20 protein-coding genes are annotated in these 23,628 nt (G+C 65.5%); 10 read left to right on the top strand and 10 right to left on the bottom strand.

Annotated features, from left to right (window positions below; genetic code table 11):
• Positions 1–56: 56 nt before the first annotated feature.
• The 3 genes from ACTHJR_RS19585 to ACTHJR_RS19575 all read right to left on the bottom strand — a co-directional run bounded on the left by ACTHJR_RS19585 (position 57) and on the right by ACTHJR_RS19575 (position 3,485).
• Complete coding sequence (locus ACTHJR_RS19585; RefSeq protein WP_440525100.1) at positions 57–1,559, bottom strand: tryptophan halogenase family protein; 1,503 nt, start codon at positions 1,557–1,559, stop codon at positions 57–59.
• An 88-nt stretch (positions 1,560–1,647) separates the two neighbouring features.
• Positions 1,648–3,090, bottom strand: coding sequence for an MFS transporter (locus ACTHJR_RS19580; RefSeq protein WP_440525099.1), 1,443 nt, complete (start codon positions 3,088–3,090; stop codon positions 1,648–1,650).
• Positions 3,087–3,485 carry a cupin domain-containing protein gene (locus ACTHJR_RS19575; protein WP_440525098.1) on the bottom strand — a complete coding sequence of 133 codons (399 nt, stop codon included), beginning with the start codon at positions 3,483–3,485 and terminating at the stop codon, positions 3,087–3,089. Before ACTHJR_RS19575 ends, ACTHJR_RS19580 begins: the two co-directional genes overlap by 4 nt.
• Before the next feature lie 582 nt (positions 3,486–4,067).
• Here ACTHJR_RS19575 and ACTHJR_RS19570 point away from each other — a divergent pair.
• The 3 genes from ACTHJR_RS19570 to ACTHJR_RS19560 all read left to right on the top strand — a co-directional run bounded on the left by ACTHJR_RS19570 (position 4,068) and on the right by ACTHJR_RS19560 (position 7,269).
• Entirely contained in the window at positions 4,068–6,398 is a 2,331-nt protein-coding gene (locus ACTHJR_RS19570) for a GH92 family glycosyl hydrolase (RefSeq protein ID WP_440525113.1), read from the top strand.
• Between the two features lie 72 nt (positions 6,399–6,470).
• Positions 6,471–6,857: a DUF427 domain-containing protein gene (locus ACTHJR_RS19565; RefSeq protein WP_440525097.1), complete on the top strand. Its 387-nt coding sequence runs from the start codon at positions 6,471–6,473 to the stop codon at positions 6,855–6,857.
• A gap of 76 nt (positions 6,858–6,933) precedes the next feature.
• Positions 6,934–7,269 carry a hypothetical protein gene (locus tag ACTHJR_RS19560; RefSeq protein WP_440525096.1) on the top strand — a complete coding sequence of 112 codons (336 nt, stop codon included), beginning with the start codon at positions 6,934–6,936 and terminating at the stop codon, positions 7,267–7,269.
• Between the two features lie 7 nt (positions 7,270–7,276).
• Here ACTHJR_RS19560 and ACTHJR_RS19555 read toward each other — a convergent pair whose 3' ends face one another.
• The 4 genes from ACTHJR_RS19555 to ACTHJR_RS19540 form a co-directional block, all read right to left on the bottom strand.
• Positions 7,277–8,266 (bottom strand): hypothetical protein, encoded by a 990-nt coding sequence (locus ACTHJR_RS19555; protein ID WP_440525095.1) that lies wholly within the window; start codon positions 8,264–8,266, stop codon positions 7,277–7,279.
• 401 nt (positions 8,267–8,667) lie between these two features.
• On the bottom strand, positions 8,668–9,018 hold the full coding sequence (locus ACTHJR_RS19550) for a DUF3147 family protein (RefSeq protein WP_440525112.1): 351 nt from the start codon (positions 9,016–9,018) through the stop codon (positions 8,668–8,670).
• A 16-nt stretch (positions 9,019–9,034) separates the two neighbouring features.
• Positions 9,035–9,541 (bottom strand): hypothetical protein, encoded by a 507-nt coding sequence (locus ACTHJR_RS19545; RefSeq protein WP_440525094.1) that lies wholly within the window; start codon positions 9,539–9,541, stop codon positions 9,035–9,037.
• Between the two features lie 192 nt (positions 9,542–9,733).
• Entirely contained in the window at positions 9,734–10,126 is a 393-nt protein-coding gene (locus ACTHJR_RS19540; protein WP_440525093.1) for a hypothetical protein, read from the bottom strand.
• A gap of 148 nt (positions 10,127–10,274) precedes the next feature.
• Here ACTHJR_RS19540 and ACTHJR_RS19535 point away from each other — a divergent pair, with 148 nt between their 5' ends.
• The gene (locus tag ACTHJR_RS19535) at positions 10,275–10,988 is read left to right on the top strand and encodes a phosphatase PAP2 family protein (RefSeq protein ID WP_440525092.1); all 714 of its coding nucleotides are present in this window, start codon (positions 10,275–10,277) and stop codon (positions 10,986–10,988) included.
• 225 nt (positions 10,989–11,213) lie between these two features.
• Here the strand turns inward: ACTHJR_RS19535 and ACTHJR_RS19530 are convergent, their stop codons facing one another.
• The 3 genes from ACTHJR_RS19530 to ACTHJR_RS19520 all read right to left on the bottom strand — a co-directional run bounded on the left by ACTHJR_RS19530 (position 11,214) and on the right by ACTHJR_RS19520 (position 16,209).
• On the bottom strand, positions 11,214–12,059 hold the full coding sequence (locus tag ACTHJR_RS19530) for a hypothetical protein (protein WP_440525091.1): 846 nt from the start codon (positions 12,057–12,059) through the stop codon (positions 11,214–11,216).
• 501 nt (positions 12,060–12,560) lie between these two features.
• Complete coding sequence (locus ACTHJR_RS19525) at positions 12,561–13,805, bottom strand: hypothetical protein (protein ID WP_440525090.1); 1,245 nt, start codon at positions 13,803–13,805, stop codon at positions 12,561–12,563.
• A gap of 34 nt (positions 13,806–13,839) precedes the next feature.
• Positions 13,840–16,209: an ATP-dependent helicase gene (locus ACTHJR_RS19520; protein ID WP_440525089.1), complete on the bottom strand. Its 2,370-nt coding sequence runs from the start codon at positions 16,207–16,209 to the stop codon at positions 13,840–13,842.
• 202 nt (positions 16,210–16,411) lie between these two features.
• Here ACTHJR_RS19520 and ACTHJR_RS19515 point away from each other — a divergent pair, with 202 nt between their 5' ends.
• From ACTHJR_RS19515 to ACTHJR_RS19490, 6 genes are all read left to right on the top strand, one after another.
• Complete coding sequence (locus tag ACTHJR_RS19515) at positions 16,412–17,905, top strand: amidohydrolase family protein (protein ID WP_440525088.1); 1,494 nt, start codon at positions 16,412–16,414, stop codon at positions 17,903–17,905.
• 506 nt (positions 17,906–18,411) lie between these two features.
• Positions 18,412–19,659 (top strand): MFS transporter, encoded by a 1,248-nt coding sequence (locus ACTHJR_RS19510; protein WP_440525087.1) that lies wholly within the window; start codon positions 18,412–18,414, stop codon positions 19,657–19,659.
• A 103-nt stretch (positions 19,660–19,762) separates the two neighbouring features.
• A complete protein-coding gene (locus tag ACTHJR_RS19505) occupies positions 19,763–19,975 on the top strand; it encodes a hypothetical protein (RefSeq protein ID WP_440525086.1) in 213 nt (70 codons plus the stop codon).
• Positions 19,976–20,152: 177 nt separating this feature from the next.
• Positions 20,153–21,766: an inorganic phosphate transporter gene (locus ACTHJR_RS19500; RefSeq protein ID WP_440525085.1), complete on the top strand. Its 1,614-nt coding sequence runs from the start codon at positions 20,153–20,155 to the stop codon at positions 21,764–21,766.
• Between the two features lie 102 nt (positions 21,767–21,868).
• On the top strand, positions 21,869–22,504 hold the full coding sequence (locus ACTHJR_RS19495; RefSeq protein ID WP_440525084.1) for a CerR family C-terminal domain-containing protein: 636 nt from the start codon (positions 21,869–21,871) through the stop codon (positions 22,502–22,504).
• Positions 22,501–23,628 (top strand): HlyD family secretion protein, encoded by a 1,128-nt coding sequence (locus ACTHJR_RS19490; protein ID WP_440525083.1) that lies wholly within the window; start codon positions 22,501–22,503, stop codon positions 23,626–23,628. Before ACTHJR_RS19495 ends, ACTHJR_RS19490 begins: the two co-directional genes overlap by 4 nt.

Raw genomic sequence — 23,628 nt, 5'->3', positions numbered from 1 at the left:
GCCAACGCGATGTTTTGGGGCGAGAGTGCGCGATTCAGAAATCGCGCGTTCCCACTCTAGCCCGCCAACGCCGCCAGCGCGTCGTCGTGCGAGGGGAAGTTCATCGCGCACCGCGCAACGAATTCGTCGATCGATGCCATGTCGGTCGGCGGCCTCGGCACGTCGGCGGATAGTCGCGCGGGGTCCGGAAACAGACCGTATCCCGCCAGCAGGCAATGCCAAGATTGCGGCGGATAATAAGCGGCGATGCCTTGCTCGATGACTTTCTTCTCGAGGTCGTTGCCGGTGAACCAGCAGGTGATGAGGGCCTTGAGCGAGTCCGAAAGGTGATTGTTGGCGGCGTTGTCGCGCCAGTAATCGGTGTCGGTGCGCCGGTTCATGCGAAAATGGCAGACGATATAGTCGCGAATGCCCTCGTAGCGTGCGGCGATCATCCGGTTGAACTCGGTTCGCAGCTTCGGCGTGTAGCCCCCGTCGCGCCACGCGTAGAGGAACCCCTCGACGGTAACCTGGACGATATGGAGCGCGGTCGCCTCGAGCGGCTCGATGAATCCTTGCGCCAGCCCCAACGCGAGGCAGTTTCCGGCCCAGCTGTCGGCGACGCGCCCGACTTTCATCTTCAGGTGCCGCGCCGCGACCGGCGCGTCGAGCAGGCCGAGACGCTTGCGCAGCTCCGCCTCCGCTTCATGCGCCGAGCAATAACCGCTCGCATAGACATAGCCGTTGCCCGTTCGGGTCGTGAGCGGGATGTCCCACGCCCAGCCGTGCCGCATCGCGATCGAGAGGGTCTGGCAATTGGTGCCGCGGGGGTCGGGCTCGGTCGGTATCACCACCGCACTGTCGTTGAACAGATTGTCGGCGAACGACAGGAACTTCACGCCGAGCGCGCCTTGCGAGATGATCGAGCGGAAACCGCTGCAATCGACGAAGAAGTCGCCGGCGATGGAGGTGCCATCGTCGGCGACGCAATGGCTGACATCGCCGTCGACGACCACGACGTCGACGACACGCCGCTGCAGATGACGGACGCCGAGACCGACCGCATGATCGCGGAGGAAGGCGCCGACGAGATGCGCGTCGAAATGATAGCCATAGCCGATGCCGAACGGAAAATGTCGCGGCGCCAGAGGGGCCAGCCGCCGTGCGGCGAGCGTTGCGGGCAGGAAGAAGCGGTCGGGATGCGCCCAGACGTCCGCATCGTGCCGCCGCGCGTAAGCATTGACGAAAAAGGCTGGCGCGGTGAAGCCGTCGAGCTCGGTCGGGAAGGGGTGGAAATAGCTGTCGAACCCCGGCATCTCGGACCAGCCGTGAAATCCGATTCCGGTCTTGTAGGTCGCGTTGCAGCGCGGCATCCAATCGGCCTCGGCGATGCCCAACGTGTCGAAGAACGCCTTCAATTGCGGAGTCGACCCTTCGCCGACACCGACGATCCCGATGTCCGGCGACTCCACCACAGTGACGGCAACGGCCGGTCCCAGATGATGCGCCAACAGATTGGCCGCCATCCATCCGGCTGTGCCGCCGCCAAGGATCACGATGTTGCGCGGTGCTTCGCTCATGCCGCCGTCATGCCGATTTTGGATGAGCGCGCAATGGCCGGGCCGGTCGATCGCGGAGGTGCCGGAGCGGGGATCGCGACGGCTGCCGCTACCGCGTCGTCTTGAGTGTCGGTACGTCCTCGAGCACTTCCTTGCGGCTCGGGTTACGGATCGAGGGACGCAGGCGGGCGACGCTGCACAATCCGGCCAGTACCGCCAGTCCCACCGCGACGAAACACGGGACGCGCCCTGCGCCGATCCCGAGTGCCAGCAGCATCGCGACTAGCGTCGCACCCGTGGTCTGCCCGGTCAGGCGCACGGTCGAGATCAGCCCGCCAGCGGCCGCCGCCCGCTCGCGCGGCGCGCTGCCGATGATCAACCGGGCGTTCGGCGGCAGAAAGGTCCCGAAGCCCGATCCGCACAACGCCATCCGCCAGGCGATGTCGAAATAGCTCGGATGGTCTGGCAGCAAAGCGAGCAACAGCAACGCGGCGATGCTGATGCACATCCCGATCCCGCCGAGCAGGCCGGCCGGGATACGGTCCGACAGCCAGCCGGCCATCGGCGCCACGATCATGTTGGTGAGCGGCCAGGGCGCGATCGCCGCGCCGACCGCCGCCGCGCTGAAGCCGAATTGGCTGGTCAGCCGGAACGGCGTCGAGAGCAGCAAGGTCATCGAGGCGATGAATGCGGTATAGGCCCCAATCACCGACAGCGCGATGACCGGGCGTTCGAGCAGGTCGAGCGGCAGGATGGGATTGGCGTCGTCGCGCTCGCGTCGCACGAAATGATAGCCGATCAGCGCGCCGGCGCCGACGATCGCGGCCGACACCACCGGGCTGTTGCCATGGACAGCGCTTTCCGCGCCGCCGATGACGAGGCCGAACGTCGCGGCGCACATGCCGGCCCCGAGCAGGTCGAAATGCGCGTGGCGCGGCTTGGCGTCGGGCAAGGCGCGCCCGAGCGCCAGGCTGAGCAAGGCGAACGGGATCGCGCACGCGAACACCCAGGGCCAGGGCGCCACCGCCAGCACCAGTCCGCCGATGGTCGGCGCGGCGGCGGCCGAACTCGACACGATGACCGAATTGATACCGAGCCCGCGCCCCAATTGCTGCGACGGATAGGTCGAGCGGATCAGCGCCGACGACACTGCGAGCGCGCCCGCGGCGCCGATCGCCTGCGCCGCGCGTACCACCAGCAGGAAGGGCAGGCTCTTGGCGAAGAAGCACAGGAGCGTGGCGACGGTGAAGATCATCTGCCCGACCTGGTACATCCGCTTGAGCCCGATCCGCTCGCCCAGGCCGGCAAACGGCAGCAACAGCATGACCAACATCAGCTGATAAACAGTGACGATCGAGACCACCGCGCTCGATCCCACGCCGAGATCGTGGGCGATCGAGGGAAGCGCGACATTGGCGATGCCGCCGTCGATGATGACCAGCGCCGTCCCGGCGCACAAGGCGCCGATCGCGAGATAGCGGCGGGGCAGGGGAAGGCCGTCGTTGGGCGCCGGCTCGATCTCGGGATCGCGGAGATCGACCGCTTCGCTCACGCCGGCGTCCATCCTGGCGGCGCCAGCTCGAACCCCGCGAAATCGAAGCCCGGCGTCACCACGCAACTGACCAATGCCCAGCCGTCGCGGGGTTCCGCCGCTTGCCAGGCATGCGCCGGGACGAGCACCTGCGGCGTGTCGAGTCCGAGCCGATGTTCATGCGTGCCGTCCTCCTGGTGGATCAGCAACGTCAGCGGATGCCCGTCGTTCCAGATCCACAATTCGGCGGCGTCGACGCGATGCCAATGCGAGCGCTCGCCGGCATCGAGCAGGAACAGGATCGCGGTGGCGAGATCGCGCCCGCCGCGCGGGTCGCGCTGGCGCAGCGTCTCCCGGAACCACCCACCCTCGGGATGCGGGGCAAGGTCCAGACTGGCGACGAGCGGATGCGGCATGACGGAGGGTCATGCGCCCGAGGATTGGGGCAGGACAACCCTAAAACACGCACGTGCGACATGGACCGAATGCATGCGTGTTTCGGTTCACGCGCAGGCGCGGAGACGCGGAGTCTTTGTTCACGCAAAGGCGCGAAGGCGCGAAGATGAAAGAAGAGAGAAGTCGCGCGTGAACCTTCTTCCCGATATGGTGGGTAATCGAAGGCTGCTGGCGCGGCTAGGCGAGTCACGTCCGCGTCCCCGCGCCGCCGCGTGAATCCAACACTCTTTGCGCCTTCGCGCCTTTGCGTGAACCAAATAAATCCGAACCAGACCAGGCTGGTCGCCAGCGTGACGTGGTACGAAACTCACCCTGATCTGAATTAGCGCGATTCTTTGGAACGGGGAGAAGGATGTGCGGGTTGATCCGATAACGAAACGACCGCGAGAGGAGGGCGACGATGGGCAAGGGCATCCTGCTTTGGCTGCTCGGGATTCCGCTCCCGATCATCATCCTGCTATTGCTTTTCTGGCACTGAGCTTTCCGAGACAACGGCCGCCTTGGCGTGAGGCGGCCGTTGTGCTTTGACGGCGGGCATGTCGATGCTCTTTGCGCGCCGTCTTCTCGCCCTGCTCGCCGCTTCGGGGCTGGTCCTTTCCTCGATCGCCCAGGCCGCGCCCGCCGGCAGTCCCGTCGCCGCGGTCGATCCGTTCATCGGTACGGGCGGAGAGGGGCATACTTTCCCCGGCGCGGTGTCGCCGTTCGGGATGATGCAAGTGTCGCCCGACACCGACGCGACCTGCGTGATCCGCGCCTGTTACAGCCATGCCGCCGGCTATCGCTATGAAGACCCGACCATCCAGGGATTCAGCCAGACGCATTTCTCCGGCTCGGGCCATTCCGACCTCGGCGATTTCCTCGTCATGCCGGTGTCGGGCGATACCGTGCCGCTCGAGCCGGGCGATCCCGCCAAGCCGGGCAGCGGCTATCGGTCGCGCTTCAGCCATCAGGGAGAAATTGCGTCGCCGGGCTATTATGCGGTCAACCTGACCGACGCCGGCGTCCGCGCCGAGCTGACCGCCGGCACGCGGATCGGCATCCATCGCTATACGTTCGCGCGCGACAAGGCCGCGCATCTCGTGCTCGACTTGCGGTCGAGCCTCTACAATTATCCGGGCAAGATTTCCTGGTCGTCGGTCCGGCTGCGTGCCGACGGCACGCTGACCGGCGGCCGCGAGACGCGCGGCTGGGCGCCGGGGCGCAAATTGTTCTTCGCGATGCGCTTCTCTCGGCCGGTCACCGGGCACGATTTCGTCAATCGCGAGACCGACATTCCCTACAAAGGCTTCAAAGGCCCGGGCCGCAGCGGCAGCGATATCGCCGAGATCAAGGGCAGGGCGCTGGTCGCGCGGCTCGACTTCGGCCGGCTCGCTGCGCCGCTCGAGGTCCGTGTCGCCATCTCGAGCGTCGACGAGGATGGCGCGATCCGCAATCTCGACAGCGAGCCCGGCGGGTTCGACGCGATCCGCACCAAGACCCAAGCAGCCTGGGCGAAAGCGCTGGGCGCGGTCGACATCCAGGCCGAGCCGGGGATGCGCACGTCGCTCTACACCGCGCTCTATCACGCGATGATGGCGCCGAGCATCGCCGGCGACGCCGACGGCCGCTATCGCGGGCCCGACGATCAGGTCCACAAAGCCGAGGGCTTCACCTTCCGCTCGACCTTCTCGCTGTGGGATACGTTCCGCGCCGAGCACCCATTGCTGACCATCATCCAGCCGCCGCAGACCTCGACCGACGTGGTCCGCTCGCTGCTCGCGAGCAAGGACGAGAGCCCCTACGGTATCTTGCCAGTCTGGCAATTCCAGGGGCAGGAGACCTGGTGCATGATCGGCTATCACGCCGTGCCGATCATCGCCGACGCTTACCTCAAGGGCATCAAGGGGTTCGATCCCAACAAGGCGCTCGACGCGATGGTCGCGAGCGCGACTTATGCGCCCTATGGCGGCCTCGGCGATTACATGAAGCTCGGCTACGTGCCGATCGACCGCGAGCCCGAGGCGGCGTCGAAGACGGTCGAATATGCGTTCGACGATTGGACCATCGCGCGGATGGCACGCAAGCTCGGCCGCAACGACGTCGCCGCGACGTTCGAGAAGCGCGCGCAATATTGGCGCAACAGCTTCGATAGCCAGACCGGCTGGCTGCGCGCGCGCAAGAGCGACGGCAGCTTCCGCGTGCCGTTCGATCCGACCGCGATCAATTACGGGTCGGATTACACCGAGGGCAATGCCTGGCAATATTCCTGGTTCATGCCGCAGGATGAGGGCGGGCTGATCCGCCTGCTCGGCGGCGACGCCGCGACCGTGAAGAAGCTCGATGCGATGTTCGACTTCGACAATTCGAAGCTCGACTATAGCCATGCCGAGGACATCGCCGGGCTGATCGGCCAATATATCCACGGCAACGAACCGAGCCACCACGTCGCCTATCTCTACGATTATGCCGGTGCGCCGTGGCGGACGCAGGAGCGGCTCAAGCAAATCGTCGACAGCCAGTACAAGCCGACCCCCGAAGGCCTCGCAGGCAATGACGATCTCGGCCAGATGTCGGCCTGGCTGGTGTTCACTGCGCTCGGTTTCTATCCCGTCGCACCGGGCAGCGGACAATATGTCATCGGCCGCCCGTTCGTGGATCGCGCGACGCTCAACCTGCCCAACGGCAAGCGCTTCACGATCGTCGCCGACGGCCTGTCGCCGGCCAATCGCTACGTCGGCTCGGTGATGCTCGACGGCAAGCCGCTCGATCGCGTGTGGATCGGGCATGACGAGATCATGCGCGGCGGCACGCTCCATTTCACGATGTCGGCAAAACCCAACAAGGCCTGGGGAGCGGGCTCCGCGTCGCGGCCGTATTCGATGACCGGTTACTGAGCGCGGTCGAACGCCCATTGAGTGCGGGCGGTCGCGATCCCATCTGACGGGCGATCCCCAGGAGGACTCGCCATGTCCGATACCGCCACCGCCCGCCGCACGCTGATGCCCGGGCCCGACCATCCGTTCACGATCGCGCGCAATCCCAAGCGCGTCGTGGTCACCGCGGGAGATCGGGTCATCGCCGATACGCGCGACGCGCTGACGCTCCAGGAAGCCAATTATCCCGCCGTCCAGTACATCCCGCGCGGCGACGCCGATCTGACGGCACTCGAGCGCACCGCCCATCATAGCTGGTGTCCGTACAAGGGCGAGGCGTCCTATTTCTCGATCCTCGGGCTCGATCGCGGCGAGAATGCGGTCTGGACCTATGAGGAGCCGCACGATGCCGTCGCCGACATCCGCGAGCATCTTGCTTTCTATCCCGACCGCGTGACGATCGAGCAGCGCGACGACTGACGTCTCCGCTTCGCGAAACGCACGGTTTCACCCATTCAATCTTGCTGCAATGCAGCATTTGTATTACTGAAAGCCCATGTACCTGAGCGACAAGCCCGAGTCCGCGCCCAATGGCGGCGCGCCCGTCATCCTGGAAGGGATCGTGCGCAAGAAGTGCATCTCGGCGACGTACAATCGCCTGCACGTCCTGCTCGCGCCGCACGTGCTGTTCACCAAGAACGACGCGCTCTACGTCGCGGCGGTGACGATCGAGCGCGAGGGACAGCGCCCGCGCGAGGAGAAGGTCGGCTTGTTCAAACTCGACGGCCTCGTCGGCCTGCAGCTGGACGATCGCGATTTCGTGACGAGTTCGGTTTACGAGCCCGAGGACGAGCGCTTCGTTTCCTCCAAGCTGATGGCGGTCGAGGCCTGAGCGACCGTCATTTGGTCGCGGCTGCGTCGGATACCTTCTTGGCATAAGCCGTCCACAGATCGGCTTGCTGGTTGCGCAGCGTGGCGATCGCGCCGTCGATCCCGCCGGCTTGAGCCGGGAATTTCTTCTTCTGCGCCTCCAGCGCGGCGATTTGCCGATCGATCGTGTCGGACGCGGTCTGGGTCACGCCGGCCGGCGTCTCGGGCGCCGGCTTCGTCGCGTCGACCGCGTCGTTGACCAGCGAGATCCCGCGATAGAAGGAGCAGATCTGATGATAGGCGTTCACGTCGCGGATCATCTGATCGAGCGTATAGACGCCCACATCCTTGCTCGACAGGTTTTCGCGGATCGAGGCGAGTTGCTTGCCACGCTCGTTCTCGATCGCGCGGGCGATCGCCGTCGCCAGCGCGTTGCGATAGACTTCGGCATTAATATGCGCCCGAGTCGCGTTCGCCGCGCCGGCCAGTCCCGACAGGATACTCTTGGCCTGCTCTCCGGTCACGATCGTCGATGTCGTCGAGAACAACGTGTCGAGCGTCGATAGCGCCGTGTTGGTCGTGCCCTCGTTCGCGACCAGCGCGCCCATCTCGCGCGTGCAAATCGTGTCGGCATGGACGATCAGGATGTCGCCCAACCGATTGCGCAGGATCCTCGCCTTGGCCTGATCCGGTTCCCCCGCGACCCTGGCATAAGCGGTGAGGGGGCGGTCGCCCATCGCGAGCGCCCTGCTGTCTTCCGGGAAATAGAAACAATCCAGATTGACCGCGCCGCCGTTGAAGTCGCCAGGGATTTTCGCCGGACACGCGGTCGACCGCGTCTCGCCTGCCCTGGCCGATGCGGTATCGAATTTGCCGGGATTGTAATAAGCGACCGCTTGCGGATCGACGCGCGATTGCGCCTGCAGCCTCGCACACCCCGATTGTATCGCGCCGATCGCGGCCAGCATCGCGAGCCGCGCGACGACAATTCCGCTACCACGGACCTCGAAAATTGTCATGTGAATCCCCCCGAAGCTCAGCAGACCGGCCCGATGATTCGCGACAATCGCGAGACGAGGCAAATCTTTTCGCGTCCGGATCGGTTCTATTGTTGAACTGGCGTCGATCCTGCACTGGAATCTCTCTATCGACGCCGCAGTTAATCACCGTAACGGTATTATTTTATTGCGCTTGACCTGTCGCAATTGCCTGGACCCGGCGCCACTATGCCGCGCTTGTCTCGGGCGGCCGCATCAGCGACGGCAATAGACGCGCGGGGGGAGGCGGGAAGCTCGCCAAAAAGCTGTGACCCAATCCCCCTCCCGTTTACGGGAGGGGCTGGGGGAGGGCGTGTCGCCCTGACGGGAAGGCACAAGCCCTCCCCCGACCCCTCCCGCAAGCGGGAGGGGAGAACTAGCTCCTACAATTGAATCCCCAGCCGCGGCGCCAGCGCGGTCATCGCGAGGTACAGGATCACGGTCAGCACGCATCCGAGCGCCAGCGCCAGATGGAATTGCACGCCCGCGCGCAACATCGCCGGAATCGCCAGGAACATCGGCAGCGAGGGCAGCACGTACCAGAAGGTCGCCTGAGCATGCGCGGCCATGTTGGCGGCATCGGGCTTCTCGCTCCACAGCCACAGCATGCCGAGCACGGAAACCAGCGGCAGCGACGCGATCAACGCGCCGAACCCGGGATAGCGTTTGGCGAGGGTCGAGGCGGCGGCGATCAGCACGCCGGAGATCGCGGCTTTGAGGGCTAGCTGCAGCATCGTCATCCGTTCCCGGTCATGCGCGGCATCGGTCGCGCAGCAAGGTGAAGGTGTCGCGCACCGTCTGTGCTTCTTCCGGCGTCGCCAGGGTCAATTCGCCATATTCGTCGGGCGTCATGTGCGCGGCGGTGAACTTCACCCGCGAGCCGTTTGAGGAGACGGCGCCGATCAGGGCCCAGTCGATCTCATAGGCCTTGGCGATATCGCCGACGGCGATGCCGCTGTTGGTCAATACGGTCGGTGCGCCAAGCCGGGTGTAGCAGCGCCGCACCGTTACCGCGCCCGACAGGCGTCGCACCATGTCCCACTTGCCCTTGCCGGCATCCCCGCTCCGCCAATTGTGCAGCTGGACCGATTGCGCCGCGTTCAAAAAGGCGTTGAGGGCATTCTGCAGGCTGTCGATCGACGCAGAAGGCGCCGAGGGGGCGTCGTCGGTCGTGCCGTGACGATTCTGTGCGGAGAGCGGCGCGGCCACGATGACGGCGATCAGCAGGGCGACCCCGCCGCGCAAAGAATGAAGCAAAACAGTCCCCCGGGTTCGGTTCGCGATGTCGGCCCAGCCTAACCGACGCGCGAGCGCAAGCAAGCGCTCGCTGAAGCCGCTTGCCGGCCGGACTTGCCACCGGGAGGCAGCGGCGCCGCTTCCTAGCTGCCACGTGCGCGATGTTGCGCGAGGAGCGGCGCCGTCTTTCCTGGCGGAAATTCCCGCGGCGTGTCAGCAGACGCGCATCCAGCGGTGATGGCGCTTCATCATGTGACAGCGGTTGCGCCAGCCATAGTGGTGCCCGCGCCAGCCATTGTTCCAGTCGCGGCCGCGACGGTCGCTGCGATTCCAGTCCCGACCACGGCGGTCGCTACGATTCCAATCGCTGCGGCTGCGGTCGCTGCGGTTCCAGTCGGAGCCGCTCCGGTCGCTGCGATTCCAATCGGCGCCGCTGCGATCGCTACGGTTGGCATCGCGGTCGCCCCGCATCTGATCGCTCCCGCGCATGTCGCGGTTCGTATTGGTCTGGCCGTTGCGCTGCTGCGCGGCGGCAGGGGCGGCGGCGATCGGCGCGGTTCCCAGCATGGCGGCGATCACTCCGGCCGCGATCAACATCTTTTTCATGTCGTCCTCTCCAGGCCCGAAAAGGGCCACGGCGGGGGATACGGTCGAGCGCACCAGATCGTTCCGGAATTGGCGAATTGTAACGTGACGCGCGCGCGGGTCTGGCCCCAACCGGGCAGCCATGCGAGGCTGAGCGCGTTGGAGGACCATGGACGGGACCGAGGCACAGGGAAGAATACGCGCCCAGGCGCGGCGATTCAGCTGGCTATGGCCCGCCGTCGCCTTGTTCGCGGTGTCGCTGGTACTGCTCGGCGCGCATGTCGCCGACGAACTGATCGAGGGCGAGCGCTTTTCGTTCGACGCGCGCCTGCTCCTCGCCTTGCGCGTGCCCGGCCACCCACAGACGCCGGTCGGCCCGGCCTGGCTGCTCCAGTCCGCAGTCGATATCAGCGCGCTCGGCGGCTATACCTTGATGTGGCTATTCGGCATCGCCGGGCTCGCCTGGCTGATCGCGGCGGGCAAGCGCGCGGAGGCCGGTTGGATCGCGGTATCGCTGGTCGGCAGCTCGGTGATCGACGGCCTGCTCAAGAACTGGATCGCGCGACCGCGCCCGGAGCTCGTCCCGCACCTCGTCCAGGTGACCAACGCCAGCTTCCCCAGCGGCCATGCGATGATCTCGTCGGCGGTGTACCTGACGCTCGGCCTGATGCTGGCCGAGGGGATCGACCGCGACGGATGGCGGGGCAGGGCGGGCCGCGTCGCGGTGGTCGCGTTCTTCAGCGGCCTCGCGGTGCTGATCGGCATGAGCCGGGTGTATCTCGGCGTCCACTGGCCGAGCGACGTGCTCGCGGGCTGGTGTTTCGGGACCGCCTGGGCATTGGCGGTGTGGATGGCCGATCGCTGGCTGACGAGGAGGCGATGATAACGTCAACCCCGCCCATGAAGGCACGGAGCGGGTGATGCATAACCGTTGATGTCAGCTTTAACCGTCATGCCGGCCTTGTGCCGGCATCCACCGTGCCGCACGCCCATCGGCCGCTGGTAAAGCTGCAGGGTGGATCCCGGGACGAGCCCAGGATGACGCTGGATGTGGTGGATCAAACACAATTCCAAGGGGCGCCTGGAGGAGTGACGAACAAGCCCCGCCCTACGATGTCGGCGCGTCACCCGAGCGCGGCTCGCCCGCCATCGTCGGATCGACGAGATCAATGCGCTCGCCGGGCTCGATGCCGAACAATGCCTGGAACTGCGCGGGCTCCAGCAGCAACGCCGCCTGATCGAGCAGATGCTGGTTGCGCGCGTTGAGCATCTCGGCGGTCGGCGGGGTGAAGCCGGGGATCGCCGTGGACAGGTAGCTCTGGACGTTGCCCCTCAGCGCCAGCAACGCGCTCAACCGCTCGGGATCATCCCCCAGCACGGTGCGGGCCCGATCGGCAAAATCGTCGCGAAGCTCTGGCATGGGCGGTTCACCCAATCTGGTCTCGCCGAGCTTCATCGGCAAGCCCGACAGCGGCGTCGCCTGCGCAGCGCACCCCTGGATCTTGGCCAGCCAGGCGGCGTGCTGAAGCCCGTAAGTGCCGTACAGGAAGCTGCTGGCGCCATAGCCGCGCGCGTTCTTGACCGTCGCCGGCGCCTGGCTCGCGCTGCCGGTCGCGTACAGCACCTGATTGGCGAGCTGATGACACACGCCGTCGACGCCATAGGTGAAGATCGTCCCCTGGGCCGCCGGATTGCCGTTCGATTCGGCGTTACCCTCGACCAGGCATTGCGCGAGCGTGCCGCTGCCGCTCTGCACCGCGATGGGATCGGGCGGATTGCCGTCGACGTGGAAATCGCCCCAGCAATACCAATTGATCTGGCCCGCGGCGATCACGTCGCCGATGTCGGAATAGGGCGTGGCTCGGCTGTCATAGCTGGTGACCCAGGTATGATCGACCGGCGCATGGCTCCAGAACGCGGGATTGACCCAGGCGCAGAATGTCAGGCTTGCCATCGTCGCTCTCCCCCCGGTGGCGGTTCGGGAAGCGTCAGTGGATGATGACGAACTGGGCCGTCACCGCTTCCGCCCGCCCTGCCCGACACCGAACTTGACCTTGTCATCCTCGATCTCGGCGACGCTACGATAGCCCAATTTTCAGCGGAATACGCGCATTGCTAGGTTCAAATCGGACCGACCTTTTGCCGAGTTGAGCGCATTCGCTCGCTCGTTCCCCGATCTCGTCGGCGGTATACTTGACGCTCGGCGAGATGCTGGGGGAGAGCATCGACCGCGACGGCTGGCAGGGCGCGCCGCGGTAGTCGCGTTCTTCAGCGGCCTCGCGGTCCCGCTCGGAATGAGCCGTGTGTATCTCGGCGTGCATTGGCCAGCGATGTGCCGGCGGGCTGGTGTTTGGGGACAGTCTGGGCGTTGCTGGTGTCGATGGCGGATCGGTGGTTATCGATCCAGCAGCGTTAGAGGAGCGCAGAGGCCAGTCGCAGCGCAAGCTTCACTGACTTAGTTTTGCTTGTCGCGTTCCCTCAAAGACTTCTCAACAGCACGCAGTTCGGCTGATGATAGATGATGCTTGATCAGCGCTTGCAAGGACTCAGTCTCTTCTAACAGACCGGCGAATGTACGAGCCGTAACGGTCCGGTTCACAAGCGATATCGTCTCGTCGGGCGAGAATTTCATCCCATACGACGCAGCAGCCTTCACCATGTCCCCATAGGAAGCCCCCGTCGATGTCACGAGACTGACAGCTGCCTTGATCAACGGGCTCAATAAGCGCTGCACTATCGCAAATGACCGTAAACGACGCTCTTCCTTCGACATCCTGGAGTAAGGCACGATGGCGTCGAATGAGGACGTAATTCTCGCCATGCGCCTTTCGAGTTCGGCTTGAGTGATCGATTTGTGGAGTAGATCGTTAAACTCCCGAAGCTCGCCTCGCACTGGCTTCAATTCTGATCTAAGATCTGTCAGAATGGCCTTGAGGTCTTGGCGGTTGTTCAGTCGGTCTAGTGCGATAGCCAAAAGTGGTGGTAGAGAAAATGTACAGTGGATAGCAGGCTGATCTTTGGTTGCGCTCGACCAGGATTTTCGCATCCTCTGGTAAAATGTTTTTGAGAAATCATCTCCTAAACGAGGATCAGAAAATTTTCTATTTGCTATATATGCCGGTACTGCGTGCATATCGAGACAGACATGTACACTTTCGCAGACTGCTGGTGAAAGATATTCGTCTAGAGAGATATCGAGTCGAGCATTGGTTCCACCAGCATGTGGCGCTCCGTTGATTGCACTACCGACAAGTTTACTGCCCGATATCACCCCATCCCGAACCACTGCATATTCAGGACAGATTATCCATTCTACTCCGCCGACCAACTCAAAGATAGCAAGCGCTGCCGATGAGAGATTTGCGTCGCGAGGCTTGGCATAAGCTAGGAAGTCGTCTTGGTTGAATATTTTTGGCGCCGCGTGAAAAACAGGAACAAAATCATGTAGAAGTACGGCCTGAAGGGCGAGTTCGGCCGCCTCAATATCTTGATAACTTTCGATGCCACCGGAAAGGATTTTTCCTAGTGCATTGGCCGCTTCAATGTCGACTAATGCCGTCCCGATTTCATTGAGGTTGGATTGGGCGATATCAAAAGTACGGTATTGATCGATTGCGGAGCCGCGTACCGGAATTAGAGGTGATGGCTGCCAGTTTGGCTTCTCTTCCGGAACGCCGACATATATTACTCGATCTAGCACTTGTAGTTCCCCATCTGAGCGCAGATTCCGGTGATCATACCGCCGTCACAAAGCTATCCATCACCCGCTTCCGCCCGGCCTGCTCGAAGTCGATCTCGAGCTTGTTGCCCTCGATCTCCGCGATTTCGCCATAGCCGAACTTCTGGTGAAACACGCGCATGCCGACCGACAGGTCACTGCGACCTTTATTCCCCAAGCTCACCGCGCTCGCGCGGCTCTCCACCACCCGCGCTGGCTCGCGCGTGAAAGTGCGGCTCTGCCATTCCCCGCCCGGCTTGGCCGCGTTGAGTGTGCCGGCCGCCCTCTGCCAGCCCGGCCCGCGCCCGGTCCCGCGCCCCACATCCGCGAACGGATCACTCCGTTCGCTCCAGTTCGCACGCCACAGGCTTTCGCCGCCCGACATGCTGCTTTCGCTCTCGATATGCGCGTCGGGCAGTTCGGCGACGAAGCGGCTCGGGATGCTCGAGGTCCATTGGCCGTAGATGCGGCGGTTGGCGGCGTGGATGATGATCGCGCGACGGCGGGCGCGGGTGATCGCGACATAGGCGAGGCGGCGTTCCTCCTCGAGGCTGGTCAGCCCGCCCTCGTCGAGCGCGCGTTGCGAAGGGAACAGGCCTTCTTCCCAGCCGACCAGGAACACGGTGTCAAATTCCAGGCCCTTGGCGGCGTGGATGGTCATGATCGTGACCTTGGCCTCGCTCGCCTGCGCCTCGTTGTCCATGACGAGGCTGACATGTTCGAGGAACGCGCCGAGGGTTTCGTATTCCTCCATCGCGCGGACGAGTTCGCTGAGGTTTTCGAGGCGGCCGGCGGCTTCGGCGGATTTTTCGTTCTGCCACATCGCGGTGTAGCCTGACTCATCGAGAATGACTCGAGCTAGTTCCGAGTGGGGCACGCCCCCTCCACCAGTTAGCTCTGCTAACTGGTCCCCCTCCCCGCTGAGCGGGGAGGAGTTTAGCATGCCGCGCCATCTCGCGATGTCGCCGACGAGGTTGCCGAGCGCGCGCCTCGCCTGGGGCGTCAGTTCGTCGGTGTCGAGAATGCGCGCCGCCGCCGTCGTCAGCGGGACCTGTTCGGCGCGGGCGAGCTGGTGGACCTTGGCCAGCGCCTTGTCGCCCAGGCCGCGCTTGGGGGTGTTGACGATGCGCTCGAACGCGAGGTCGTCGGCCGGCTGCGCGACGACGCGCAGATAGGCGAGCGCGTCGCGGATTTCCTGGCGCTCGTAGAAGCGGAAGCCGCCGACGATGCGATAGGGCAGGCCGATCGAGATGAAGCGGTCTTCGAACTCGCGCGTCTGGTGCTGGGCGCGGACCAGGATGGCGATGTCGTCCAGGCTCGCGTTGCGGATCTGTTGCGCCGCCTCGATCTCGTCGCCGACGCGGCGCGCTTCCTCGGGCCCGTCCCAGACGCCGAGCACCTTCACCTTCTCGCCCTCGTCATGCTGGGTCCACAAGGTCTTGCCAAGCCGGCCCGAATTGTTGGCGATCACGCCCGACGCGGCGGCGAGGATGTGCGGGGTCGAGCGGTAATTCTGTTCGAGCCGGATAACCTTGGCACCGGGGAAGTCCTTTTCGAACTTCAGGATGTTCTCGACCTGCGCGCCGCGCCACGAATAGATCGACTGGTCGTCGTCGCCGACGCAGCAGATGTTCTTGCGCTCCTGGGCGAGCAGCCGGAGCCAGAGATACTGAACGCTGTTGGTGTCCTGATATTCGTCGACCATGATGTAGCGGAACCGCTGCTGGTAATGCTGCAGCACCTCGCGGTCGCTCTTCAGGATGGTCAGCATGTGGAGCAGCAAGTCGCCGAAGTCGCAGGCGTTGAGCGCGCGCAACCGGTCCTGATAGTCGGCATAGAGCTGCGCGCCGCGGCCATTGGCGTAGCGCTCGCCTTCGCCGGCATCGACGTCCTTGGGGGTCAGCCCCTTGTTCTTCCACTCGTCGATCAGCCCGGCGAGCTGGCGCGCCGGCCAGCGTTTCTCGTCGAGATCGGCGGCCTGGATGAGCTGCTTGAGCAGGCGCAATTGGTCGTCGGTGTCGAGGATGGTGAAATTGGGATGCAGCCCGACCAGTTCGGCATGACGGCGCAGCATCTTGGCGCCGATCGCGTGGAAGGTGCCGAGCCACGGCATGCCCTCGACCGCGTCGCCGACCAATTTGCCGACGCGCTCCTTCATCTCGCGCGCCGCCTTGTTGGTGAAGGTGACGCTGAGAATCTCCGACGGATAGGCGCGGCGCGTCCACAACAGGTGCGCGAGCCGCGCGGTCAGCGCCGCGGTCTTGCCCGTGCCCGCGCCGGCCAGCACCAGGACGGGGCCGTCGGTGGTCAGCACGGCTTCACGCTGCGGCGGATTGAGGCCGCGCAGATAGGGGGGATCGTCGGGAAGCGGTACAGGATCGGTCACGCGTGAACACTTAGGGAACGGCGGCCGCAGGGGCAACCGTTTGCGGGGGTGAAACCGGGCGCTCGTTCCTCCCGCTCATCCTCGTGAAAGTGGGGACGAGGGCATGGATCCAGGGGAGTCGCGGGAGCGCTCGCCGGGCGATTGCCCTTCGCGCGCGATGGGCGCATCGTCGCCGCAACGATCGCCGATAGGGGGGCTCGAGATGCGCCGGTTGATACCGCTGACCGCGTTGCTGCTGCTGGGGGCCGCGGCGTCCCCGGCGAAGGTCGACATGGCCGCCGCGATCCTGCCGCTACCCGCCAGCCCAGGCAGGGCGGTGTTGCCGTTCGTCAAGATCGGCGCCGGCAAGATCGCGCTGGTTCATGTCCGGATCATCGACGGCACCGGCGCCCCGGCGCAGGAGGATCGGCTGCTGCTGCTCGATGGCGAACGGATCGCCGGGATGGGGGCGGCGAGCGACGCGGTGCCGGTCGGATATCGCGCGATCGACGCCGCCGGCGCCACGGTGTTGCCCGGGATCGTCGGGATGCACGACCATCAATATTATATCGCGCGGCCCGACCTCGATGCCGACGGCACCAGCGAGCCGCCGGTACTGGTGCCGCAAATGGCGTTCAGTTCTCCGCGCCTGTACCTGGCGGCGGGCGTCACGACGCTGCGCACCACGGGCAGCGTCGAGCCCTATACCGACCTCAACATGAAACACATGATCGACACCGGCGTGCTGCCGGGGCCGCACATGGACGTGACCGGGCCGTATCTGGAAGGCGCGAGCAGCCCGTTCGTGCAGATGCATTTGCTGCGCGACGCCGCCGATGCGCGCGCGATGGTCAATTACTGGGCCGATCAGGGCGTGACCTCGTTCAAGGCCTATATGAACATCACCCGCGACGAGCTGAAGGCGGCGATCGACGCGGCGCATGCGCGCGGCATCAAGATCACCGGCCATTTGTGCGCGGTGACCTATCCCGAAGCGGCGGCGCTGGGGATCGACGACCTCGAGCACGGCTTCTGGGTCAACACCCAGCTCGATCCGGGCAAGAAACCCGACACCTGTTCGGAGTCCGAAGGTTTCGCGACGCTGGCGGCGATGGACGCCGACGGGCCGGAGGCGAAGGCGCTGATCAAGCTGCTGGTCGACCGGCATGTCGCGGTCACCTCGACGCTGCCGGTGTTCGAATCCATGTCGCCGGCTTACCGGCTGCTGCCGCAGAAACAGCTTGACCTGCTCAGCCCCGGCGCGCGCGACGATTACATGACGATCTTCGCCCGCAACGCGCAGCGCCCGGCGGCGCGCAAGGCCGACCAGGCGAAATTGTGGAGCAACGCCTTGCGGCTGGAGCGCGCTTTCGTGGCCGCCGGCGGGCTGCTGCTCGCCGGGCCCGACCCGACCGGCGCGGGCAGCGTGTTGCCCGGATTCGGCGACCAGCGCGCGATCGAATTGCTGGTCGATGCCGGCTTCACCCCGATCGAGGCGATCCGCATCGGGACGTTGAACGGCGCGACCTATCTCGGCCTCGCCGACCGGATCGGCTCGATCGCGGTCGGCAAGCGCGCCGACCTGCTGCTGGTGCGCGGCGACCCGTCGCGGCGGATCGCCGACATCGAGAATGTCGACACGGTGTTCAAGGACGGCGTCGGCTATGACCCGGCGGCGCTCCTCGCGTCGGTACGGGGGCGCTACGGGCAATATTGAAGGCGAAAAATCGGGGCGGCCCAGCGGAGCCGCCCCGCAGTTCGGGAAGAGCCGGCCCATGGGGATGAGACCGGCCACGCGGCGCGCAAGGGGCCTCGCCGCGACGCGCGCTCTGGGCGCGAATTGTAGCGCCGACATGTCAAACTTGTATCAAAGTGTCGCAATTCGACCGGAAGGTCGCCGGACTGATCAGGACCCGCCCGGATTGGGTAGGGTCGCATCAATTCCGTGGCGACGCGCCGACCCACCCTCTCCCGCGAAGCGAGAGAGGGCGACAAGCTGGAGAGGCTAAGTAGCAAGGCCTGACCAGCGAGCATAAAAAAGGGGGCGGTCCGCAGGTGGAACCGCCCCGTAGTTCAGGGAGGACCGGCCACAAGGGGAGCGGCCGGTACAAACCGCGGCAAGCAAGGGGAGAACTCTCCGCGGCAACACCTACGTAGGCATGCTTTGTCGCCGCGCAATGTCGCAATTGTTGCAAATTGTCGCAGCCTGCGTGCAGTGGGCGCATGCATCCCATCGTCGCCAACCGCCGCATCCTGCTCGCAGCACTCGTCGGCACCTCGGTCGAATTCTACGATTTCTACATCTACGCGACCGCGGCGGCGCTGGTGTTCGGACCGCTGTTCTTTCCCTCGAGCTCGGACACCGCGCAGCTCCTGTCGGCTTATGCCAGCTTCGGCCTCGCCTTCGTCGCGCGACCGGTCGGCGCCGCGGCGTTCGGCCATTTCGGCGATCGCATCGGCCGCAAGTCGACGCTCGTTGCCAGCCTGATGCTGATGGGCGGGTCGACGCTGCTGATCGCGTTCCTGCCGACCTATCAGCAGATCGGCTGGTGGGCGCCGTTGCTGCTCTGCATCCTGCGGTTCGGTCAGGGCTTCGGGCTCGGCGGCGAATGGGGCGGGGCGGCGCTGCTCGCGGTCGAGAACGCGCCCGAGGGCTGGCGCGGGCGGTTCGGCACCGCACCGCAAATGGGCGCGCCGATCGGATTCATCGCCGCCAACGGCCTGTATCTGATCCTCGGCCTGACGCTGACGCCCGAGCAATTCCACGACTGGGGATGGCGCCTGCCGTTCCTCGCGAGCGCGGTACTGGTCGGGCTCGGGCTGTGGGTGCGGCTCAAGGTCAGCGAAACCCCGGCGTTCCGCCGCGTGCTCGACGAAGGGCCGCCGCCAAGCGTGCCGCTGGGCGAGATGGCGCGCGATCACCTGGGCGCGGTGGTGCGCGGAACGCTGGCGGTGGTGGCGTGCTTCGCGATCTTCTATATCGCGACCGCCTTCGCGCTCGGCTATGGCACCACCAAGCTCGGCCACCCCAAGCAAGCCTTCCTCGGCGTCCAACTGGTCGCCATCCTGTTCATGGCGGCCGGCATCGCGATCGCCGGTTGGTGGAGCGACCGGGCGAGTCCCCGCGCGGTGCTGATGTGGGGCTGTGCCGGCACCGTGCTGGCGGGAGCGTTGTTGGCGCCCTTGATGGCCGGCCCGCTCGCGTTGGCGGGCCTGTTCCTGGCGATCGCGCTGTTCGTGATGGGATTCGTCTATGGCCCGGTCGGCGCCTGGCTGCCCGATCAATTCCCGGCGCGTGTCCGCTACACCGGCGCGTCGGTCGGGTTCAACGTCGGCGGCGTCATCGGCGGCGCGCTGACGCCGTTCGCGGCGCAGGCATTGTCGGCGGTCAGCCTTGGCTGGGTCGGCCTCTATCTCGCAGCCGCCGGGGTGCTCAGCTGGATCGGGCTCGCGGCGTCGCGCGCGCGCTGACGCGCGACGTCAGACGACCGGCGCCGCGGGGCCGGAGCCGGGCGGTGAGGGCGGGACATTACCCTTGGCGCCGGACGGTTGATATTGCACCGGCGGCGGCGCCGTGGGCGTCGTATCGGATGGCAAGGGCGGCGGCGCCGCCGTCGTCGAGGACGGCGGTGCGGGAGTGGCCGCGTTCGTGTTCGCCACCGGGGCGGCCCCCCCGGCGGTGGCCGACAGGCGCGATGCCATCACGCCGATCACCGTGCCGGCGACGACCACCAACAGCAATGTGATCAGGAATGACCTGTTCTGGTTCATGCGCGTCCCGTCTTGACCCGCTCGCCGGATCGTTCCGCCGGCCTGTAGTCGGTGAGCGTGAAGAAATCGGCAACGCGGCGCGCGCGGCGAAACTTATCTGCAACCCAATTGTAACAGCCGCGTCACACGACCCGTGCAGGGCGGCGTCATCATGGCTACCGATTTGACGGCCGATTCCGGCCAAGTGCCCCTCATGGGCGAGCCTCGCCCGAGCAGCAGCGGGCCGCGGCTCGATCAGCCCAGCCACCCGATCGCCAAATTGGTCTTCGCCGCGCTGATCGTCGGCGCCTTGGGCTATGCCGGCTATTCTATCCTGGTCGACACCCAACATGTCGGCGAACAGATGGCGACGCATGTCTTCGCCTTCCTGATCGTCGCCCTGGTGATCGCGCTCGGGTTCGAGTTCGTGAACGGCTTTCACGATACGGCCAATGCGGTCGCGACGGTGATCTACACCAATTCCATGCCCGCGCCGCTCGCCGTGGTCTGGTCCGGGGCGTTCAATTTCCTCGGCGTGCTGCTGTCGTCAGGGGCGGTGGCCTATACGATCGTCACGCTGTTGCCGGTGGACTTGATCCTGCACGTGGGGTCCGCGGGCGGCTATGCGATGATCTTCGCGTTGTTGTTCGCGGCCGTGCTGTGGAACCTCGCGACCTGGTATATCGGCCTGCCCAATTCTTCCAGCCATACGCTGATCGGCTCGGTGCTGGGTGTCGGGCTCGCCAACCAGCTGATGACCGCCGGGTCCAAGGGCGGCACCGCCGGCGTCGACTGGGGGCAGGCCTATGGCGTGTTTTCGGGACTGTTCTGGAGCCCGCTGATCGGCTTCGTCGGGGCGTTCCTGCTGCTCTTCGTCATGAAGGCGGTAATCCGCACACCGGCTCTGTATCGCGAACCGGAAAGGGATATGCCACCGCCGGCACCGATCCGCGCGCTGCTGGTCCTGACCTGCACCCTGGTCAGCTTCTTTCACGGGTCGAACGATGGGCAGAAAGGGATGGGGCTGATCATGCTCATCCTGATCGGCTGCGCGCCCACCGCCTACGCCCTCAATCGCACGATGCCGGCGAGCGCCACCGCCGCCTTCGTGGAAAGCGCCAAGGTCGGGACGGCGCCGTTCGCCGCCAAGGCAGGTATCATCGACCCCGATACCGCGCACGCCCGTGCGGCGCTGACGACAGCGCTCCAGCAGCGCAAGGCCGACAGCGCGCAAGTCTATGGTGCGATCGCGACGCTGTCGGGCGACGTCAGCCGACGAATCCAGGGCTATGGCGCGATCTCGAACATTCCGGCAGCGGCGACGGCCAATCTGCGCAACGACATGTACCTGGTGCTCGATACGTCGCGTCTGGTCACCAAGGCCAAGGACGTCGGCACGCGCTTCACGCCGGCCGAGGTGAAGGCGATCGGCGCCTATCAAAAGAATCTGGAAAGCGGCACGCGCTACATCCCGCTCTGGGTCAAGCTGGCGGTGGCGGTCGCGCTCGGTCTCGGCACGATGGTCGGTTGGCGCCGCATCGTGAAGACGGTCGGCGAGCGGATCGGCAAGACCCATCTGACCTATGGCATGGGTGCCGCCGCGGAGCTCGTTGCGGCCGCCACCATCGCTTTTGCCGACCGCATGGCGGTCCCGGTATCGACCACCCACATCCTGACGTCCGGAGTCGCGGGATCGAGCCTGGCGAACCGTGCCGGGCTGCAATTCCGTACGATACGGAACATGGTGCTCGCCTGGGTGTTGACGCTTCCGGCCGCAATGGCGCTGTCTGGCGGACTGTACTGGTTATTGCGGCAATTCGTCGGCTGACCGCCGTGCGACCTCGAAGGCTAGGGGGGCGAGCGAGTTTTTTTGCTCGCCCTTTCATTTTCAGGGTTGCTTGTTCGTTCGAACGAACTAATTGCCGGCGGCGTGGTTCAGCAGCGACTCCTCGACATCGCGATCGACGCGTTCGGACAGCATGGGCTCGACGGCGCCAGCACGCGCGAGATCGCGGCAGCGGCGGGGACGGCGATGTCGTCGATCACCTATCATTATGGCGGCAAGGAAGGGCTCTACCTCGCCGCCGCCGAGGAAGTGGCGAAGCAGATGGGCGACGGCCAGTCGCTCGACGACATCGACCGGGTGATCGCTGCCGGCGACCCGCAGGCGGCGCGGCGCGCGATCGAAATGATCCTGCGTAATTTCCTGGAACGCCTGCAGGGAGAGCGGAGCAACAGCTGGGCGCTGTTCATCATGCGCGAGCAGCTCAATCCGACCGGCGCGTTCGAGCGCATCTATGCCGGTCCGATGGGCCATACCGCGCGTGGGCTGGTCGAACTGGTCTGCATCGCCACCGGCGTCGAAGATCGCGCGGCGGCGCGGCTCGCCGCGATCTCGCTGTTCGGTCAGGTGCTGGTGCTCAAGGCGGCGCGCGCGACCTGCCGCAAGCTGCTCGAGCGCGAAACGCTCACCCCCGAATTGATCCGATCCTATGCCGACCGCGTTGCCGCCAATGCCGACGCGATCCTCGACCGAATGATCTCCGAGCGACAGGAGCAAGCATGAGCGACGAAGCCGACGACGCCGCGACCGAGCAGGATGGCGACAAGAGCGAGAACGGTAAGCCGGACGTCGAGGAGAAGCCCTCGGTGCCGCTGTATCGACGGCCCTTCTTCTGGATATTGATCCTGGTGGTCGCCGCCGCGATCGTCGCCGGAACGCTTTACTATCTCCACGCCCGCGAGTTCGAATCGACCGACGACGCATTCGTCGACGCGCATATCGTCCGCATCGCGCCGGAAGTGGCGGGCACGCTGATCGACGTCGCCGATCTCGACAACCGGCACGTCCAGGCGGGCCAGCTTCTCGCGGTGATCAAGCCGACCGGTCCCGAGGCGCAGCTTGCCGAGGCGCGCGCCGGGGTCGACCAGGCGCAGGCGCAATTGCAGCAGGCCCAGGCGCAAGTGGCGAGCGCGGTCGCGACGCGCAACCAGACCGCCGCCGAGGCCCAGGCGCCGCTCGCCGCCGCGGTCAAGGCCGCGCAGGATCTCGCGCGCTACGAAAACCTCGCCAGGATCGACCGCTCGGCGGTCGCCTCGACCCAACTCGACCAGGCGCGCGCCAATGCGAAATCGACCCGCGCGCAAGCCGACGCCGCGCGCCGTCAGGTCGCCAGCGCCGACGCGCAGATCGCGGTCGCGCGCAAGCAGGTCGACGCCGCCGGCGCGGTGATCGCCGCCAAGCGCGCCCAGGTCGCGCAGGCCAATGTCACGCTGGGCAATCTGCGCCTGGTCGCGCCGGTGTCGGGCCAGGTGGTCAATCGCCAGGTCAACAAGGGATCCTATGTCGCGCCGGGCAGCCAGCTCCTCGCGATCGTGCCCGACGAGATGTGGGTCACCGCCAATTTCAAGGAAACCCAGCTCAAGAACATGCGCATCGGCCAGCCGGTGACGATCAAGGTCGACGCCTATCCCGATGTCCAGTTCAAGGGCCGGGTCGATTCGATCCAGCGCGGCGCGGGCCAGGCCTTCGCGATCCTGCCGCCGCAGAATGCCACCGGCAATTACGTCAAGGTGGTGCAGCGCGTGCCGGTGCGTCTGACCTTCGTCCTCGGCAACGGCAATCCCGATCCGCGCAATTACCCGATCGGCCCGGGCATGTCGGTCACGCCGTCGGTCAAGGTTCGCTGA

The sequence above is a fragment of the Sphingomonas sp. genome (genome assembly GCF_051962185.1).
Lineage (GTDB): Bacteria > Pseudomonadota > Alphaproteobacteria > Sphingomonadales > Sphingomonadaceae > Sphingomonas.
Note: the sequence above shows the minus strand (reverse complement) of the source record. Positions and strands in the feature narration are given on the sequence as shown.

Bases quoted from the DNA above. Each gene is read 5' to 3' on its own strand.
- ACTHJR_RS19585 (WP_440525100.1), bottom strand. From the start codon at position 1,559: ATGAGCGAAGCACCGCGCAACATCGTGATCCTTGGCGGCGGCACAGCC.
- ACTHJR_RS19575 (WP_440525098.1), bottom strand. From the start codon at position 3,485: ATGCCGCATCCGCTCGTCGCCAGTCTGGACCTTGCCCCGCATCCCGAG.
- ACTHJR_RS19570 (WP_440525113.1), top strand. From the start codon at position 4,068: ATGCTCTTTGCGCGCCGTCTTCTCGCCCTGCTCGCCGCTTCGGGGCTG.
- ACTHJR_RS19565 (WP_440525097.1), top strand. From the start codon at position 6,471: ATGTCCGATACCGCCACCGCCCGCCGCACGCTGATGCCCGGGCCCGAC.
- ACTHJR_RS19560 (WP_440525096.1), top strand. From the start codon at position 6,934: ATGTACCTGAGCGACAAGCCCGAGTCCGCGCCCAATGGCGGCGCGCCC.
- ACTHJR_RS19555 (WP_440525095.1), bottom strand. From the start codon at position 8,266: ATGACAATTTTCGAGGTCCGTGGTAGCGGAATTGTCGTCGCGCGGCTC.
- ACTHJR_RS19550 (WP_440525112.1), bottom strand. From the start codon at position 9,018: ATGCTGCAGCTAGCCCTCAAAGCCGCGATCTCCGGCGTGCTGATCGCC.
- ACTHJR_RS19540 (WP_440525093.1), bottom strand. From the start codon at position 10,126: ATGAAAAAGATGTTGATCGCGGCCGGAGTGATCGCCGCCATGCTGGGA.
- ACTHJR_RS19535 (WP_440525092.1), top strand. From the start codon at position 10,275: ATGGACGGGACCGAGGCACAGGGAAGAATACGCGCCCAGGCGCGGCGA.
- ACTHJR_RS19530 (WP_440525091.1), bottom strand. From the start codon at position 12,059: ATGGCAAGCCTGACATTCTGCGCCTGGGTCAATCCCGCGTTCTGGAGC.
- ACTHJR_RS19515 (WP_440525088.1), top strand. From the start codon at position 16,412: ATGCGCCGGTTGATACCGCTGACCGCGTTGCTGCTGCTGGGGGCCGCG.
- ACTHJR_RS19510 (WP_440525087.1), top strand. From the start codon at position 18,412: ATGCATCCCATCGTCGCCAACCGCCGCATCCTGCTCGCAGCACTCGTC.
- ACTHJR_RS19500 (WP_440525085.1), top strand. From the start codon at position 20,153: ATGGGCGAGCCTCGCCCGAGCAGCAGCGGGCCGCGGCTCGATCAGCCC.
- ACTHJR_RS19490 (WP_440525083.1), top strand. From the start codon at position 22,501: ATGAGCGACGAAGCCGACGACGCCGCGACCGAGCAGGATGGCGACAAG.